This is a genomic window from Solemya velesiana gill symbiont, assembly GCF_002020805.1.
Lineage (GTDB): Bacteria > Pseudomonadota > Gammaproteobacteria > Chromatiales > Chromatiaceae > Sedimenticola_A.
Genome location: NZ_MPRJ01000021.1, coordinates 1 through 16,125 on the forward strand (window position 1 = coordinate 1; position 16,125 = coordinate 16,125).

At 56.7% G+C, this 16,125-nt stretch carries 14 protein-coding genes, 1 tRNA gene and 3 pseudogenes; all 18 read left to right on the forward strand.

Features of this window, described 5'->3' with window-relative positions; all coding sequences use genetic code 11:
* The first annotated feature begins 112 nt into the window (after window positions 1-112).
* The 18 genes and pseudogenes from BOW53_RS04610 to nuoK all read left to right on the forward strand — a co-directional run bounded on the left by BOW53_RS04610 (window position 113) and on the right by nuoK (window position 16,125).
* Window positions 113-2,341, forward strand: coding sequence for a PAS domain S-box protein (locus BOW53_RS04610; protein ID WP_172838767.1), 2,229 nt, complete (start codon window positions 113-115; stop codon window positions 2,339-2,341).
* Between the two features lie 280 nt (window positions 2,342-2,621).
* Window positions 2,622-3,560 (forward strand): annotated as a pseudogene (locus BOW53_RS13845) (diguanylate cyclase domain-containing protein); the annotation flags it as partial.
* Window positions 3,561-3,686: 126 nt separating this feature from the next.
* A pseudogene (locus BOW53_RS13850) lies at window positions 3,687-4,109 on the forward strand (EAL domain-containing protein); the annotation flags it as partial.
* Between the two features lie 192 nt (window positions 4,110-4,301).
* Window positions 4,302-4,862, forward strand: a pseudogene (locus BOW53_RS13855) (GGDEF domain-containing protein); the annotation flags it as partial.
* A 172-nt stretch (window positions 4,863-5,034) separates the two neighbouring features.
* A complete protein-coding gene (tpiA, locus tag BOW53_RS04620; protein WP_078486342.1) occupies window positions 5,035-5,787 on the forward strand; it encodes a triose-phosphate isomerase in 753 nt (250 codons plus the stop codon).
* Window positions 5,788-5,932: 145 nt separating this feature from the next.
* Window positions 5,933-6,346: a preprotein translocase subunit SecG gene (secG, locus tag BOW53_RS04625; protein ID WP_078486343.1), complete on the forward strand. Its 414-nt coding sequence runs from the start codon at window positions 5,933-5,935 to the stop codon at window positions 6,344-6,346.
* Window positions 6,347-6,381: 35 nt separating this feature from the next.
* Window positions 6,382-6,466, forward strand: a tRNA-Leu gene (locus BOW53_RS04630).
* A gap of 197 nt (window positions 6,467-6,663) precedes the next feature.
* Window positions 6,664-7,020, forward strand: a complete 357-nt coding sequence (locus tag BOW53_RS04635) for an NADH-quinone oxidoreductase subunit A (protein ID WP_078486344.1) — start codon at window positions 6,664-6,666, stop codon at window positions 7,018-7,020.
* The gene (locus tag BOW53_RS04640) at window positions 7,011-7,487 is read left to right on the forward strand and encodes a NuoB/complex I 20 kDa subunit family protein (protein ID WP_078486345.1); all 477 of its coding nucleotides are present in this window, start codon (window positions 7,011-7,013) and stop codon (window positions 7,485-7,487) included. The genes BOW53_RS04635 and BOW53_RS04640 overlap by 10 nt, the downstream gene beginning before the upstream one ends.
* A 10-nt stretch (window positions 7,488-7,497) precedes the next feature.
* The gene (locus BOW53_RS04645) at window positions 7,498-8,208 is read left to right on the forward strand and encodes an NADH-quinone oxidoreductase subunit C (protein ID WP_078486346.1); all 711 of its coding nucleotides are present in this window, start codon (window positions 7,498-7,500) and stop codon (window positions 8,206-8,208) included.
* Window positions 8,201-9,454: an NADH-quinone oxidoreductase subunit D gene (locus BOW53_RS04650; protein ID WP_078486347.1), complete on the forward strand. Its 1,254-nt coding sequence runs from the start codon at window positions 8,201-8,203 to the stop codon at window positions 9,452-9,454. The genes BOW53_RS04645 and BOW53_RS04650 overlap by 8 nt, the downstream gene beginning before the upstream one ends.
* Window positions 9,454-9,984, forward strand: a complete 531-nt coding sequence (gene nuoE, locus BOW53_RS04655) for an NADH-quinone oxidoreductase subunit NuoE (protein WP_172838768.1) — start codon at window positions 9,454-9,456, stop codon at window positions 9,982-9,984. The genes BOW53_RS04650 and nuoE overlap by 1 nt, the downstream gene beginning before the upstream one ends.
* A gap of 5 nt (window positions 9,985-9,989) precedes the next feature.
* Entirely contained in the window at window positions 9,990-11,261 is a 1,272-nt protein-coding gene (nuoF, locus tag BOW53_RS04660) for an NADH-quinone oxidoreductase subunit NuoF (protein WP_078486348.1), read from the forward strand.
* 59 nt (window positions 11,262-11,320) lie between these two features.
* Window positions 11,321-13,621, forward strand: a complete 2,301-nt coding sequence (gene nuoG, locus BOW53_RS04665) for an NADH-quinone oxidoreductase subunit NuoG (protein ID WP_078486349.1) — start codon at window positions 11,321-11,323, stop codon at window positions 13,619-13,621.
* A gap of 3 nt (window positions 13,622-13,624) precedes the next feature.
* On the forward strand, window positions 13,625-14,680 hold the full coding sequence (nuoH, locus tag BOW53_RS04670) for an NADH-quinone oxidoreductase subunit NuoH (protein WP_135607004.1): 1,056 nt from the start codon (window positions 13,625-13,627) through the stop codon (window positions 14,678-14,680).
* A gap of 13 nt (window positions 14,681-14,693) precedes the next feature.
* Complete coding sequence (nuoI, locus tag BOW53_RS04675) at window positions 14,694-15,182, forward strand: NADH-quinone oxidoreductase subunit NuoI (protein WP_078486350.1); 489 nt, start codon at window positions 14,694-14,696, stop codon at window positions 15,180-15,182.
* A gap of 32 nt (window positions 15,183-15,214) precedes the next feature.
* On the forward strand, window positions 15,215-15,817 hold the full coding sequence (locus BOW53_RS04680) for an NADH-quinone oxidoreductase subunit J (protein ID WP_078486351.1): 603 nt from the start codon (window positions 15,215-15,217) through the stop codon (window positions 15,815-15,817).
* Between the two features lie 2 nt (window positions 15,818-15,819).
* Window positions 15,820-16,125, forward strand: coding sequence for an NADH-quinone oxidoreductase subunit NuoK (nuoK, locus tag BOW53_RS04685; RefSeq protein ID WP_078486352.1), 306 nt, complete (start codon window positions 15,820-15,822; stop codon window positions 16,123-16,125).

The following is a 16,125-nucleotide window of genomic DNA, read 5'->3' on the forward strand; positions in this document are numbered from 1 at the left end:
ATCGCGTAGCGGTCGGTGACCAGGACGTCCGGGGCACTAATAGGTTGTCGAAGGCCGAGTCGATTTTGGGGACTTGGATGTCCCAAAATCTTTCACGAGATCGAAGACTCGCTTGCAGTCTCTCTACAATTGGCTCGGTGGCGGTAATATCTCCGCTTCCAATGTGGGTCGCTTGGTAGATTACCTGGATGTAGATCGCCTCTGGCTGGTCGAGGGCGTGGGCAGCCCAACAGGCGAGCATGAGGGCGACGGCGTGTATGGTGAACACGCCCGGTCACTGATAAAGAACGTGGTTAGCAACGAGATTCGTCTCAAGCTGGCTTCCAAGGCAGCGGGGCTGGCAATCTGGGAATACGATATTCTCAGAAACAGGCTCAGTTGGGTCAGTGAATCAAACCCCCTCTACGAAATCGATTTGGCATCTACGTACCCGGATCTCGATGTTTTTATCAATGCACTGGCGGAATCGGACCGGGAGCGTTTCAGTACACGGTTGAAGCTGCAACTGGCGCAGGGAGGTCATGGCTTCGAAGAACTGACCATTAATCTGCCTGATGGTTCAGCACGAAACATCGCGGTCTGGCTGACCGCCAACAAGGATGCTACCGGCAGGCCCCTGGGTATCACCGGGGCGATCCAGGATATCACCGAGCGGGTAAAGAACCAGGAAGCGTTGAGTGAAAGCGAGCGTCGGCTGCGCTCACTGGTGGAGAGTTGTCCTTTCGGGGTTGGCATGGCGAGAAATGGCAAGGTGATCTTTGCCAACCAGGCCTGCCTCGATATGCTGGGCTTTAAGAATCCTAGCGAGCTTTATGGAAGGCCTCTTACAGAAGCGATTGCTCCTGGTAGCAGGGATGAGGTCATGGACTTGTCTTCCCGAAGGCTCGCTGGTGAGTCGGTTCCCAGCAGCTATGAAACAGAAGGCATCAGAAGAGACGGTGAAATCTTTCCTGTGCAGTTGGATGCAACCATACTTCAGTTTCCGGACGGCCCCGTAAATGTTGGTTTCTTCACAGACCTGACAGAACGGAAAAGGGCTGAAAGTGCACTCCGTGAAAGTGAAGAACAGTTAAGACTGATTACCAATTCACTGCCAGCCTTGATCGCCTATGTGGACTCAGAACTGCAGTACCAGTTCATCAACGAGGAGTATGAACGCTGGTATGGACCGGATCATGCGCTCAAGGGCAAGCGCGTTGATGAAGTGATGACCCCGGAGGGATACCAGGCTGTTCTTCCTCACATTCAACGCGTCCTCTCAGGTGAAACGGTTCACTTCGATTCAGCTATTCCATACCCTGACGGTAGCAGCCGTTATGTCCAGGTGACCTATGTGCCGGACAAGACTCCGGATGAAGGACTAAAGGGCTTTTTTGCCCTGGCCAATGACATCACTGAACGCAAAAAGATGGAACAGGCCATTTCCGCCAAGGAAGCGCAACTCAGGAAGGCCCAGGAAATTGCCCTGCTCGGCAAGTGGCAGGTGGATATCAATAGCCGCCAATGCATACTCTCCGACTCTGCCAAGCAGATCCTCGGGTTTTCGAATAGTGAGGAGCATAGTCCGGACATCATGTACAACCTGGTTCACCCGGAAGGCAGGGATCGTTGGGCCCAGGCCTTTGAGAATGCCGCTACCGGTCTCGAAGACTATGACGTGAATTACCGGGTGCTGGGTCACGATGGCGATGTTCGCCACATTCTGGCGCGTGCCGACCTGGCCAGGGATGATGATGGCAAGCCGGTCAGCATGTTCGGTATCGTGCAGGATGTGACTGAGCAGAAGAATCGGGAGAACAGGCTGCGCGATCTCAACCGCACCTATGAAATGCTCAGTCAATGCAACAAGTCGATGATCAGGGCATTGACCGAAGAGCAGATGCTGAACGAGTTTTGTCACCATATCGTCGAGACAGGCGGTTACCGCATGGCCTGGGTCGGCTGTGCCCAGAACGATGAGAACAAGACCATCAACCCTATGGCAGTTGCCGGTATCGACGCCGGTTTTGTCAAGAATGCCATGCTTACCTGGGCGGATACGCCCCGTGGACGTGGCCCCGGTGGCACTGCAATCCGAACCGGTACTCCGGCGATTATTCGAGATGTCCATAGCGACCCGGCATTCGAACCCTGGAGAAACGACGCCATTGAAAGAGGGTTCGGATCGGTGTGCGCTTTTCCGCTTGGCGAAAACGGGGATGTCTGCGGTGTTCTCTTGATCTATTCCAAGGATGTCGATGCCTTCGACAGCGAAGAAGTGCAGCTGCTCGAGAATCTGGCTGAAGACCTCTCATATAGTGTTCATGCGCAGCGTGCTCGTGCGGATCGCGATAAGGCCTAAAAGGCACTGGAGGAGAGTGAGCAGCGCTTCAGGGATTTCACCGCTTCGGCGTCCGACTGGTTCTGGGAGATCGGACCGGACCTGAGATTCACTTTTCTCTCGGAGCAGTACCGGTATTTCACCTGATCATGTGATTGGCAAACGCTGTGAGGAATTGACCCCTGTCGATTTGAATGGTGAGAAGTGGCGCAGTCATCAGCGCGATCTCGATCAAAGACGCCCTTTCAAGGACTTTTAGTTCTGGCATGATGGTGAGGACGGAAAGCAGCGCTGTGCCAGTATGAGTGGTGTTCCGGTGTTTGATGAGCAGGGCGGTTTTCTTGGCTACAGGGGAACGGCTGCAAATATAACCGAGCGGGTCGATGCCCAGGATCAGCTGCGACTAGCAGCGACGGTATTTGAAAGTACCGTGGAAGGAGTGATGGTCGCCGATTTGGAAGGTACCATCATTGCTGTAAACAAGGCATTTACGGAAATTACCGGTTATTCCGAGGCCGAAGCGTTGGGTCAGAAGCCCAGTATGTTGAGGTCCCAGCGGCACGATGAGAAGTTCTACAGCGATATGTGGGCCTCCATCACGGAGACAGGCCAATGGCGTGGCGAGATCTGGAACCGGCGCAAAAACGGTGAGGTCTATCCCCAGTGGATGAACATCAGCGCGGTGAAAAATGACCAGAGTATGACAACCCGGTTGGTCAGTGTCTTCACCGATATTACGCCCATGAAGCAGTCTGAAGAGCGTCTTGCCCACCTGGCTCACCATGACGCCTTGACTGGATTGCCCAACCGCCTGCTCTTCAGTGCGCTGTTGGAGCACAGCCTTGAGCGGGTTGTAAGAAACAACGAGCAGGTGGCGGTACTGTTCCTGGACCTCGATCTGTTCAAGAACATCAATGACAGCTTCGGACATCCCATGGGGGATCGTCTGTTACAACTTGCTGCTGAGCGCCTCTCCGCGACAGTTCGGGATGAGGACACTGTTGCGCGCCTGGGTGGGGACGAGTTCATCATGCTTCTGGAACGTGTCAGTGATATGCAGGCGGCCGCCACGGTTTCGGACAAGATTCTGCATGAACTCAACAAGCCCTTTGAAATCGAGGGCCATAAGCTCTACGTGACGGGGAGTATTGGTATCAGTATCAGTCCAAACGACAGCACCGATGCTGATGTATTGATCAAGAATGCCGATGCGGCAATGTACAGGGCCAAGGATTTAGGGAGAGGGAATTACTGCTTCTATACCAAAGAGCTGACCAGCTCTGCAATGGAGCGGGTGGTGCTGGAGCGCGAACTGCGCCATGCCCTTGAGCAGGATCAACTGGTCGTTCACTACCAGCCCCAGTATTCATTGAAATCCGGCAAGCTGGTCGGGGCGGAAGCGCTTGTCAGGTGGCAACACCCTGAGAGGGGACTGATCTCACCAGACAGTTTCATCCATGTGGCCGAGGAGTGTGGATTAATCCTTCCCCTGGGTGAATGGGTGCTAAGGGCGTCCTGCCATCAGATGCAGGAGTGGATCGAGGCGGGACTGGAGATCGGGAGGGTCAGTGTCAACGTGTCCGGGCAGCAGATCGAGCGTTACGATCTTGTCTCCATGGTCCAAAAGAGCCTTGAAGAGTCTGGATTGAAACCCTGGAATCTCGAGTTGGAGATTACGGAGTCCTGTATCATGCAGGAGGCGGAGTCGGCTATCCGGGCGTTGACGGAATTGAAGTCTATGGGGGTACGCCTGGCGGTGGATGATTTCGGTACCGGTTATTCGTCCCTGCTGGAAGGATTGATCTTTTCCCTGCCGATTATCGCGATTGAGTGGTTTGTCGGTTCCCTGGGGCAGGGGATCGTAAATGGCGATGCCCATTTCGGTCTGGTTTGGTTGCTCTCCCTGGTTTCCATAATCGCGATCCTCTCCGGAGTCAGTCAGCTTCATTACCTCGGCGAGATCATTGTCAAATCAGCACATGATCCCATGACCGGTGCATTCAATCGTGGGGCAGGCGAAGAACTGTTGGAGAAGTATTATCTGTTGGCCGAGCGGAACCGGAGTCCGCTGACACTTATCTTCATCGACCTGGATCACTTTAAATCAATCAATGACCAGTTTGGCCATGAAGCGGGAGATGATGTACTGGTACGGGCAGTACAGAACATGCTGTCCAATATCAGGAAGGTGGATCTGCTGATCCGCTGGGGTGGTGAGGAGTTCGTTATTGTTGCACCCTATGCGTCTGTTGCCGATCACGGGGTAATCATGGCCCACATTGCGGATGTCGGATTGGGTGAGCGGCCTGATGGCAGGGCAGTAACCGCCAGCGTGGGATGTGCGGAGTATCTCAACGATCAGCCCGCAACCCTTGCGCAGTTCGTGGAATGTGCTGACAAGCGGATGTACCTGGCCAAGCAGGCAGGGCGTAACAGAATCTGTTACGGGGATGCCCCCGAGGTGATGTCCAATGTCGGGGTATTCGGTACAGGCCCCGCACTTGTAGTTGATGGGGAGCTTCTTCCTGGCATGGCCGATTAATTGGTGGCCCCCGTTTTGTTGGCGTACCGCATCTTACGGGTGCCGATAAAGAGAAGTGCTCGGTCTCTATAGGCATTTTTGATTCTATCTATTCCTTTTATTAATTTGATTTGGTCTATGCCGCCGGATAGACTACCGCGCAATTTACAATTGATTGTTCAGGAGAGGGGAAATGCGTCAACCACTCGTTGCTGGTAATTGGAAGATGAATGGTTCTCGGGAAAGCATCCGGGAGTTGCTCGATGGTGTAAAGGCCGGAATGGGTGGCGTCAACCTGGCGGAGGTTGCGGTCTGTGCACCTTATGTCTACCTCGCTGACGTACAGGATCAGCTCAACGGCTCTGCTGTTGCCTGGGGTGGGCAGGATGTCTCTGTACACGCCTCCGGTGCTTACACCGGTGAAATCTCCACTGACATGCTCAAGGACTTCGGCAGCAAGTACGCCATCGTCGGACACTCGGAGCGTCGCACCTACCACAATGAGAGCGATGAGTTGGTAGCCCAGAAGTATGCCGCTGCCCGTGCAGCCGGCCTGGTGCCCATCCTCTGCATCGGAGAGACTCTGGAAGAACGTGAGCAGGGCATTACCGAAGAGGTGTGCGCCCGACAGATGGATGCCGTCATCAACCTAGAGGGTGTGGAAGCGCTGGCTGACGGTGTGATCGCCTACGAACCCGTCTGGGCTATCGGCACCGGCAAGACCGCTACGCCTGAGCAGGCGCAGGATGTGCACGCCTTCATTCGTTCCCGCGTGGCAGAAAAGAGTGCCGAGGTTGCTGAAGGCCTGCGTATCCTCTATGGCGGCAGCATGAAACCCGACAATGCCCAGGAACTGATCGCCAAGCCCGATATTGACGGTGGACTGATCGGTGGTGCCTCCCTGAAGGCCGGGGATTTCCTCGGTATCTGCACGGCAGCTGGCTGATTCCCTGCACTGAAGGGCGTTTTTCCTGGAAATTCTCCCGGCGGGGCCGGAAAAGGGGTGATTAGTAAGAAAATAATGTTTCTTTCTTACTAAAGCTTCATGTAAAATCCCCGCTTCGATTTTTCAGGAATCAGCGGAAATCCGAATGCAAACGATTCTGGTTGTTGTACATTTATTTCTGGCGCTTGGCCTGATCGGCCTGGTGCTGATACAGCACGGCAAGGGCGCCGATGCTGGCGCCGCCTTTGGTTCTGGCGCATCTGGTACCGTGTTTGGTGCCCAGGGCTCGGCAAATTTTCTCAGCCGGGCAACTGCGATCCTGGCGGCTCTGTTTTTCGTCACCAGCTTGGGTATGGCCTGGTTTGCCATGCAGTCCGTGGAGCGCCCGGATCTGATGGAGAGCGAGGGTACGATGATCGAGCAGCCCGTGGCTCCTGCGCCGGTTTCCGAAGTTCCCGCTGTGGCACCGCTTACTGAAGCGGCTGCACCAGAAAGCGTACCGGTTCCCACGGTTACGGCACCTGCTGCAGCTGAGCAGGGCGAGAAGAAAGCAGAATAAGGAATCTGTAACAAAAGCAGTAGTACATTTTTCAAGCCGATGTGGTGGAATTGGTAGACACGCTATCTTGAGGGGGTAGTGGCGCAAGCCGTGCCGGTTCGACTCCGGCCATCGGCACCATAAACGAAGAGGCATCATTCGATTTTTCGGATGATGCCTTTTTATTGTGTAAAAGCGTGTTATGTTATTGAATTATAAGAAATTTTAGGGTCTGGTCGGGGTTGACACGAGGGAGTGGGTTGTCTAGACTCCGAACTCCATATTTCGCGCCCGGAATTAAACAGCAATAACCATCCGGGTGGAGAGGTGAGGATATAATGCTAGAAAACTACCTACCTGTCCTTGTTTTTATCGGGGTTGGACTGGTTGTCGGGGTTGTGATGATTGCACTGGGATTTATCCTGGGCACCCGGCGTCCGGACAGTGAGAAACTTTCGCCATACGAGTGCGGCTTCGAAGCGTTTGAAGATGCCCGCATGAAGTTTGACGTCAGGTTCTACCTCGTTGCCATCCTGTTTATCATTTTTGATCTCGAAATCGCATTTCTTTTCCCGTGGGCCGTGGTGCTCGACAAGATAGGCATTGTCGGCTTCGTCGCCATGTTCATCTTTCTCGCCATCCTGGTTGTCGGGTTCATCTACGAGTGGAAGAAAGGGGCGCTGGAATGGGAGTAGAGGGTCTCCTCGAGAAGGGCGTCGTCACGACGAGCGCCGACAAACTCATCAACTGGGCACGTACCGGTTCCCTGTGGCCCATGACCTTCGGTCTGGCCTGCTGCGCGGTTGAGATGATGCACGCCGCGGCAGCGCGTTACGATATGGACCGTTTCGGTATCGTATTCCGCCCCAGCCCACGCCAATCAGACGTCATGATCGTAGCCGGGACCCTGGTCAACAAAATGGCTCCTGCATTGCGCAAGGTCTACGACCAGATGGCAGAGCCGCGCTGGGTAATCTCCATGGGCTCCTGTGCCAACGGCGGAGGCTATTACCACTACTCCTATTCGGTAGTAAGGGGCTGTGACCGCGTGGTTCCGGTGGATATCTACGTGCCGGGTTGTCCTCCAACGGCGGAGGCGCTGCTTTACGGCATCATTCAGCTGCAGGACAAGATCAAGCGTACCTGCACCATCGCTCGGTAGGTAGTGCATCATGACTGAAAACGTTAAGAGCATGTCCGCCGAGCGCCACGAAGCGCTTGCCGACAAACTCAACGAGCAATTTGGATCCAAGGGCTGCAGCGTCACCTATGCATTGGGTGAAGTAACCATGATCGTGCCCCGTGACGCACTGCACGGGATCGCTCTCGCACTGCGCGATGGCGAGGATTTTCTATTTGAAGAACTGATTGATGCCTGTGGTGTGGACTACTTCGCGTACGGTCAGTCCGAGTGGGTGACTGCAGAAGCCAGCGCAACCGGTTTTGGTCGCGGTGTAGAGGCCGTTTCCGCCGAGATGGGGGAGGGAGCTGAACGCTTCGCCGTGGTCTACCATCTGCTCTCGGTCAGCAACAATCTGCGCCTGCGGGTGCGGACCTTCGCTGACGCCGATCATCCCATCGTCGATTCGGTGTGCGATGTCTGGGGCGCCGCCAACTGGTTCGAACGCGAGACGTTTGATATGTACGGCATCCTTTTCAATGGACATCCGGACCTGCGCCGCATCCTTACCGACTACGGCTTCCTGGGCCATCCGTTCCGCAAGGACTTCCCCCTGGAAGGCCATGTGGAGATGCGCTACGACCCGGAACAGCAACGTGTGATCTACGAGCCGATCAAACTCGATTCCCGCACCCTGGTACCGCGGGTGATTCGTGAAGACGGCTTCCAGCAGGACGAACAGACGGATAACACCGATGCCTGAGATTCGTAACTACACACTGAACTTCGGTCCCCAGCACCCGTCCGCACACGGTGTGCTGCGCCTGGTGCTTGAACTGGACGGCGAAACGATCGATCGTGCAGACCCCCATATCGGTCTGCTTCATCGCGCCACGGAGAAACTGGCCGAGACCAAGCCCTACAATCAGAGCATTCCTTACATGGATCGGCTCGATTACGTCTCCATGATGTGCAACGAACACTCCTACGTGCGTGCCATCGAGAACCTGCTCGGCGTTGAAGCGCCGGTCAGGGCCCAGTACATCCGCACCATGTTCGACGAGATCACCCGCATTCTCAACCACCTGATGTGGCTGGGTACCCATGCTCTGGATATCGGTGCCATGACCGTCTTCCTCTACGCCTTCCGTGAGCGTGAGGACCTGATGGATTGCTACGAGGCGGTATCAGGCGCCCGTATGCACGCGGCCTACTATCGTGTTGGTGGTGTCTACCGTGACCTTCCGGACCAGATGCCCAAGTGCGAGAACAACCAGTTTCGCAGCGATGCCGATATCGCCCGCAAGAACGAGACCCGCGAAGGTTCGCTGCTCGATTTCATCGATGATTTCGCACACCGCTTCCCCGGGTTGGTTGACGAGTACGAGACACTGCTCACCGACAACCGTATCTGGAAGCAGCGTACTGTGGACATCGGTGTGGTATCTCCGGAAAAGGCCCTGGACCTAGGCTTCACCGGTCCCATGCTCCGCGGTTCAGGCTTCGCCTGGGACCTGCGTAAGAAGCAGACCTACGCCGCTTACGACAAGGTGGATTTCGATATCCCGGTGGGTCAGAACGGCGACTGCTACGACCGCTACCTGGTACGCATCGAAGAGTTGCGCCAGTCCGCTCGTATCATAAAGCAATGCGTGAAGTGGCTGCGTGAAAACGAAGGCCCCGTGCTCCTGGAAGATCACAAGATCGCGCCGCCCAGCCGTGGCGACATGAAGGGTGACATGGAGAGCCTGATTCACCACTTCAAACTGTTCACTGAAGGTTACTGCACTCCTGTGGGCGAGTCCTACGCCGCAGTGGAGGCACCGAAAGGGGAGTTCGGCTGCTACGTCGTGTCCGACGGCGCCAACAAGCCCTACCGCTTGAAGATTCGTGCCCCGGGTTTCCCTCATCTTGCCGCCATGGACGAGATGGTGAAAGGGCACATGATCGCTGACGTGGCTGCCGTGATCGGCACCATGGACGTTGTATTCGGGGAGATTGACCGCTGATGGGTTTCAAGAATGCACCAATGAGCACCGTCAAGCCGGTGGAGAACAAGGAGAGCCTGTTCTCTGCCGAGGTGAGGGCGGAGATCGACAAGGCGATTGCCCAGTATCCCGAAGAGTGGAAGCAGTCTGCTGCGATGCCGGCCCTGACAATTGTACAGGATGACAACTGCGGGTATTTGACCGAAGAGCTTATGGACAAGGTAGCTGCCTATCTCGACATGCCGCCCATCGCGGTTTACGAGGTGGCCACGTTCTACTCCATGTACGAACTCAAGCCAGTAGGCAAGCACAAGGTCTGCGTTTGCACCAACGTCTCCTGCATGATCAACGGCTCCGACAGGATCGTCGACCACATGGAGAACAAGCTTGGCATCAAGCTTGGCGAGACCACCGAGGACGGCAAGTACACCCTAAAAGAGGTGGAGTGCCTGGGCGCCTGCGGCGGTGCGCCGATGTTTCAGATCGGCAACAAGTATTACGAGAATCTGACCCCTGAGCTGGTCGATTCCATTCTGGACGGACTGGAGTAAGCGTTATGGCGAATGAAGTCTGTCTCCGTACACTGGGCCTGGACCGCCCCTGGGACATCGATCAGTACCGCAGTATCGGCGGCTACGAGATGCTGAAGAAGATCTTCAGCGAGGGCATCACCCCTGAGCAGATCATCGAGGAGGTGAAGACCTCCAGCCTGCGTGGCCGTGGTGGTGCGGGTTTCCCCACCGGTCTCAAGTGGAGCTTCATCTCCCGCAATGCGCCGGGCCAGAAGTTCGTGGTCTGCAATTCGGACGAGGGTGAGCCCGGTACCTTCAAGGACCGCGACATCCTGCGCTACAACCCCCACCAGCTGGTGGAGGGGATGATCATCGCGGGCTTCGCTATCGGTGCCACCCGTGGCTACAACTATATCCGCGGCGAGTTCATCGAGCCCGCGCAGCGCTTCCAGGACGCCATCGACCAGGCCCGCGAAGCCGGTTTTCTGGGCGAAAACATTTTCGGCTCCGGTTTCGATTTCGATCTGAATGTCCACCTGGGTGGTGGCGCCTACGTCTGTGGCGAAGAGACTGCCCTGCTGGAGTCCATCGAGGGCAAGAAGGGGCAGCCGCGCTACAAGCCGCCGTTCCCGGCCCACTTTGGTCTCTACGGATGTCCGACCATCATCAATAACACCGAGTCCCTGGCATCCATTCCCATGATCATGGAGAAGGGTGGCCAGTGGTTCAAGGATCTTGGCGTGGAGAACAGCGGCGGTACCAAGCTCTTCTCCATCTCCGGCAATATCAACAATCCCGGTGTCTTCGAGATTTCCATGGGCACGCCGTTCTTCGAGTTGCTGGAGATGGCTGGCGGCATGAAAGACGGTCGTCCCATCAAGGCGGTGATCCCCGGTGGTTCATCCTCCCCGGTGATCCCCGGTGAACAGATGATGGACCTGACCATGGATTACGACTCGATTCAGGGCGCGGGCTCCATGCTCGGTTCCGGTGCGGTGATCGTGATGGACGACACCAATTGCATGGTCAAGGTGCTGGAGCGCATGTCCTACTTCTATTATGAAGAGTCCTGCGGACAGTGCACTCCCTGCCGTGAAGGTACGGGTTGGCTCTACCGCGTGGTGAGCCGTATCGAGAACGGACAGGGCCGCCCCGAAGACCTGGCGCTGCTGGATGATGTGACCGAGAAAATTGCAGGCCGCACCATCTGTGCGCTGGGTGATGCAGCAGCCATGCCGGTTCAGGGCATGCTGAAGCACTTCCGGGACGAGTTCGAGTACCACATCGAACACAAGCGATGCAAAGTCGGCTCCTGATGATCAGGAAACGATTTGAACAACATTTAATTCTGTTACTGGCTTAGAGAACAACGTCAATGTCTGAAGACCAGACGGTAACAATAGAAGTCGACGGCCGGGAGCTCCAGGCGCAAGCCGGGGCCATGCTGATCGATGTTACGGATGCGGCGGGTATCAATATCCCCCGTTTCTGTTATCACAAAAAGCTCTCCGTCTCCGCCAACTGCCGCATGTGCCTGGTGGAGGTCGAGAAGGTGTGGAAGCCCCTGCCTGCCTGTGCAACTCCGGTAGCGGACGGCATGAAGGTGTTCACCCGTTCGCCCATGGCGTTGGCTGCCCAGAAGGGAACCATGGAGTTCCTGCTGATCAACCACCCCCTTGATTGTCCGATCTGCGACCAGGGCGGCGAATGTGAACTGCAGGATGTGGCAGTCGGCTACGGTAGCGACGTCTCCCGCTTCGTGGAAGGCAAGCGTGTGGTCAAGGACAAGGACATCGGTCCTTTGGTGGCAACTGACCTGACCCGCTGCATTCACTGCACCCGCTGCGTACGTTTCGGTGCCGAGATCGCCGGTATCCGTGAGCTGGGGGCAACCGGTCGCGGCGAACACATGACCATCGGCACCTATATTGAAAAGAGCGTTGATTCCGAACTCTCCGGTAACATCATCGATGTCTGCCCGGTCGGTTCGCTCACATCCAAGCCGTTCCGCTTCCATGCCCGCGCCTGGGAGCTGGTACAGCGCGAGAGCATTGCTCCGCACGACTCTGTGGGTTCATCGGTCAACGTCCATGTACGCCGCAATGAAGTGATGCGCGTGGTGCCCTGTGACAACGAGGCAGTCAACGAGTGCTGGATTTCCGACCGCGACCGATTTAGCTACACCGGCCTGGCAAGCGAAGAGCGCCTCACCCGTCCCATGATCAAGCAGAAGAATGGGTGGATGGAAACCAGCTGGCACGATGCACTGAACCAGGTGGCACAAGGCCTGAAAGATGTGGCTGGTGAACAGCTCGGCGCCCTGGTCTCTCCCTCTGCGACCCTGGAGGAGATGCACCTGGCCCAGAAACTGGTCACTGGTCTGGGTAGCTCTAACATTGACTACCGCCTGCGCCAGGGCGACTTCCGCGGCCAAGAGTCTGCCTACCCCTGGTTGGGGCAGTCCATTGAAGCGCTTGAAACACTCAACGCAGCCCTGCTGATCGGCTCCAATGTACGTAAAGAGCAGCCGATTCTCGGACACCGCTTGCGCAAGGCGGCAGTGGCAGGTGCCAACATCAGCTTCATCAATCCCATGGAGCTGGATATGAACTACGCCTCCAGCCAGCTGGTCAACACCCCGGCCGGCATGGTGGACGATCTGGCTGCCGTGGCCAAAGCACAGGGCGCCAGCGGCGACATCATCGATTCCGCAGAGGTGGGCGATGCCCACAAGGCAGTTGCCGAACAGCTGAAGACAGCGGACAACGCCAGTGTGCTTCTGGGCAATATCGCCGTGGCTCATCCCGACTACTCGCTGCTCTGTTCGCTGGCTGCCAAGGTGGCCGAGACAAGTGGTGCCAAGCTGGGCTTTCTGCCCGAAGCGGCAAACAGCACCGGTGCACGTCTGGCCATCAGGACAGATGGCCTGAATGCCACTGCCATGCTGGAGCATCCGCGCAAGGGCTACCTGCTGATGGGTGTGGAGCCAGCCTACGATTTCTACAATCCGGCACTCGCCACCACGGCGTTCGACAAGGCGGAATTCGTGGTAGCGCTGACGGTATTCCGTAGCCCGACCATCGAGGCGGCGGCGGATGTCATGCTGCCCATCTCATCCTTTGGGGAGACTTCGGGTACCTATGTCAACGCTGAAGGCACCTGGCAATCCTTCGCCGGTGCGGTGAGCCCGAAAGGTGAGACCCGTCCCGCCTGGAAGGTACTTCGTGTCCTGGGCAACATGCTGGATATCGATGGATTCGATCAGGACAGCTCTGTAGACGTATTCAACGAAGTAAAGGAAACGGCCGGCGACAGGCAACCGGACAACACGGTTGGTGACGCTACCGACTCCGAACGGAAAGTGGCCGCTGGCGGACTGACCAGAATCGGCGATGTACCCCTTTACGCAATTGACCCGCTGGTGCGCCGTGCTGCTCCACTGCAGCAGACCAAGGACGCCATCAGCGCCTCCATCCGGCTCAATGCCAGGGAGGCGACCAGGGGCGGTTTCGCAGAAGGCGATCGTGCCGTGGTGGTACAAGACGGTAACCGGGCTGTACTGCCCATCGAGATAGATCCCAACGTACCGGACAGCTGTGTGCGGGTACCTGCAGGACTGGCGGGCACCGAAATGCTGGGCGGTCAGTTTGGTGAAGTGACGCTGGAGAAGGCATAACCGATGGGTGCATTGATTGGGCTCTGGGAATGGCTTGGTGAAAATCTGATCATCATTCAGATTATGATCAAGATCGTGGTAATCGTGGCGCCGCTGATGTTGGCAGTCGCCTACTTTACCTATGCGGAACGCAAGATCATCGGCTACATGCAGGTGCGTATCGGCCCCAACCGGGTAGGACCCAAGGGGTGGCTGCAGCCGATCGCCGATGCGGTGAAGCTGATGTTCAAGGAGATTGTGATCCCGACCAAGGCGAACAAGCTCCTGTTCCTTATTGCGCCGTTGCTGACCCTGGGGCCGGCACTGGCGGCCTGGGCGGTGTTCCCCTTCACCGAAGAACTTGTGCTGGCAGACATCAATGCAGGACTGCTCTACATCCTGGCAATGACCTCGGTTGGCGTCTACGGCGTGATCATTGCCGGCTGGGCATCCAACTCCAAGTATGCATTTCTCGGTGCCTTGCGCTCGGCGGCGCAGATCGTCTCCTACGAAATTGCCATGGGCTTTGCCCTGGTGGGTGTACTGGTTGCCGCTGGCAGCCTCAACCTGGGTGACATTGTTAATGCCCAGCGAGGGGAGGGTGGCCTTTTCAACTGGTACTGGCTGCCGCTGCTGCCGCTGTTCGTGATCTACTTCATCTCCGGAGTGGCTGAGACCAACCGCGCGCCCTTCGACGTGGCCGAGGGTGAGTCCGAGATCGTAGCCGGTTTCCACGTGGACTACTCCGGCATGCCCTTCGCCTGCTTCTTCCTGGGCGAGTACGCCAACATGATCCTGATCTCCGCGCTCACCGCGCTGATGTTCCTGGGTGGCTGGCTATCTCCTTTCCCCGCAAGCTGGGTAGACGGTGTCTTCCTGCTGGGCGACGGCATCCATTGGCTGTTCATCAAGACAGCCATCTTCGGCTTCTTCTTCCTGTGGCTGCGCGCCACCTTCCCACGCTTTCGCTATGACCAGATCATGCGCCTGGGATGGAAGGTATTCATTCCCATCACCATCGTCTGGATCCTGGTGGTGGGCCTGGCGGTGGTCTATCAGATGCCCTGGTGGTTCGACTGAGGCGGGGTGACAGATGAAAGTATTAACCGATTACATTAAGAGCCTGTTTCTGCTGGAGCTGTTCAAAGGGCTCAACCTGACCGGCAGGTACCTGTTCAAGAAGAAATTCACGGTCCAGTACCCGGAAGAGAAGGCGCCTGTATCGCCCCGTTTTCGCGGACTTCATGCCCAGCGCCGTTACCCCAACGGCGAGGAGCGCTGCATCGCGTGCAAGCTCTGCGAGGCGACCTGTCCGGCACTGGCGATCACCATCGAGGCCGAGCCTCGCGAGGACGGTTCACGCCGCACCACGCGCTACGACATCGACCTGTTCAAGTGCATCTACTGCGGCTATTGCCAGGAGTCCTGTCCGGTGGACGCCATCGTGGAGACCCGGGTCTACGAGTACAGCTTCGAGAACCGTGAAGACGCCATTATGACCAAGGAGAAACTCCTTGCAATTGGGGATAAATACGAGGCGCAGATTGCAGCCGATATCGAGGCCCAGGCCAAGTATCGCTGAGGCTGGCCCGTCAACATGAATTGGATGAACCAATGACATTCGAACAGTTTGTCTTTTATGTATTCGCCGCCATCCTGGTGTTTGCCGCCACGATGGTGATTACCCGGCGCAACCCTGTGCATTCGGCGCTTTTCCTGGTGCTGGCCTTCTTCTCCAGTGCCTGTATCTGGATGCTGGCTGAAGCGGAGTTTCTCGCCATCGTGCTGGTGCTGGTCTACGTGGGGGCGGTAATGGTGCTGTTCCTGTTCGTGGTGATGATGCTCGATATCGATGTCGAGACACTCAGGGCGGGATTCATCAGTTACCTGCCGGTTGGACTATTGGTTGCCGCTGCCATGGCGCTGGAGATCTTCCTGGTAGTGGGTCCAGACAACTTCGGACTTGAGAACTACGCGGCCCCCGCGGCCCGTGCAGCCGACTATAACAACACGGCCGAGATCGGCAACGTGCTCTACACCGTTTACATGTATCCGTTCGAGATTGCAGCGGTCATCCTGCTGGTGGCCATCATCGCCGCCGTCGGCCTGACCATGCGCAAGCGTCCTGAAACCAAGTCTCAGGACCCCTCGCAGCAGGTGAAGGTGAAGAAAGGGCCCGATCGTGTCCAGGTGGTATCAATGGAGGCGGAAGACTAATCATGATTGCACTCTCCGATTATCTGATTCTCGGGGCGATACTCTTCTCGCTCAGTATTGCGGGTATCTTCCTGAACCGTAAGAACGTGATCATCCTGCTCATGTGCATCGAACTGATGCTGTTAGCGGTGAACATCAACTTCGTCGCCTTCTCCCATTACCTGGGAGATACGGCGGGACAGGTCTTCGTCTTCTTTATTCTGACAGTTGCGGCTGCCGAGGCGGCCATCGGCCTGGCCATCCTGGTGGTCCTGTTCCGTAACCGCCGCACCATCAACGTGGCAGATCTGGATACGCTGAAGGGTTAA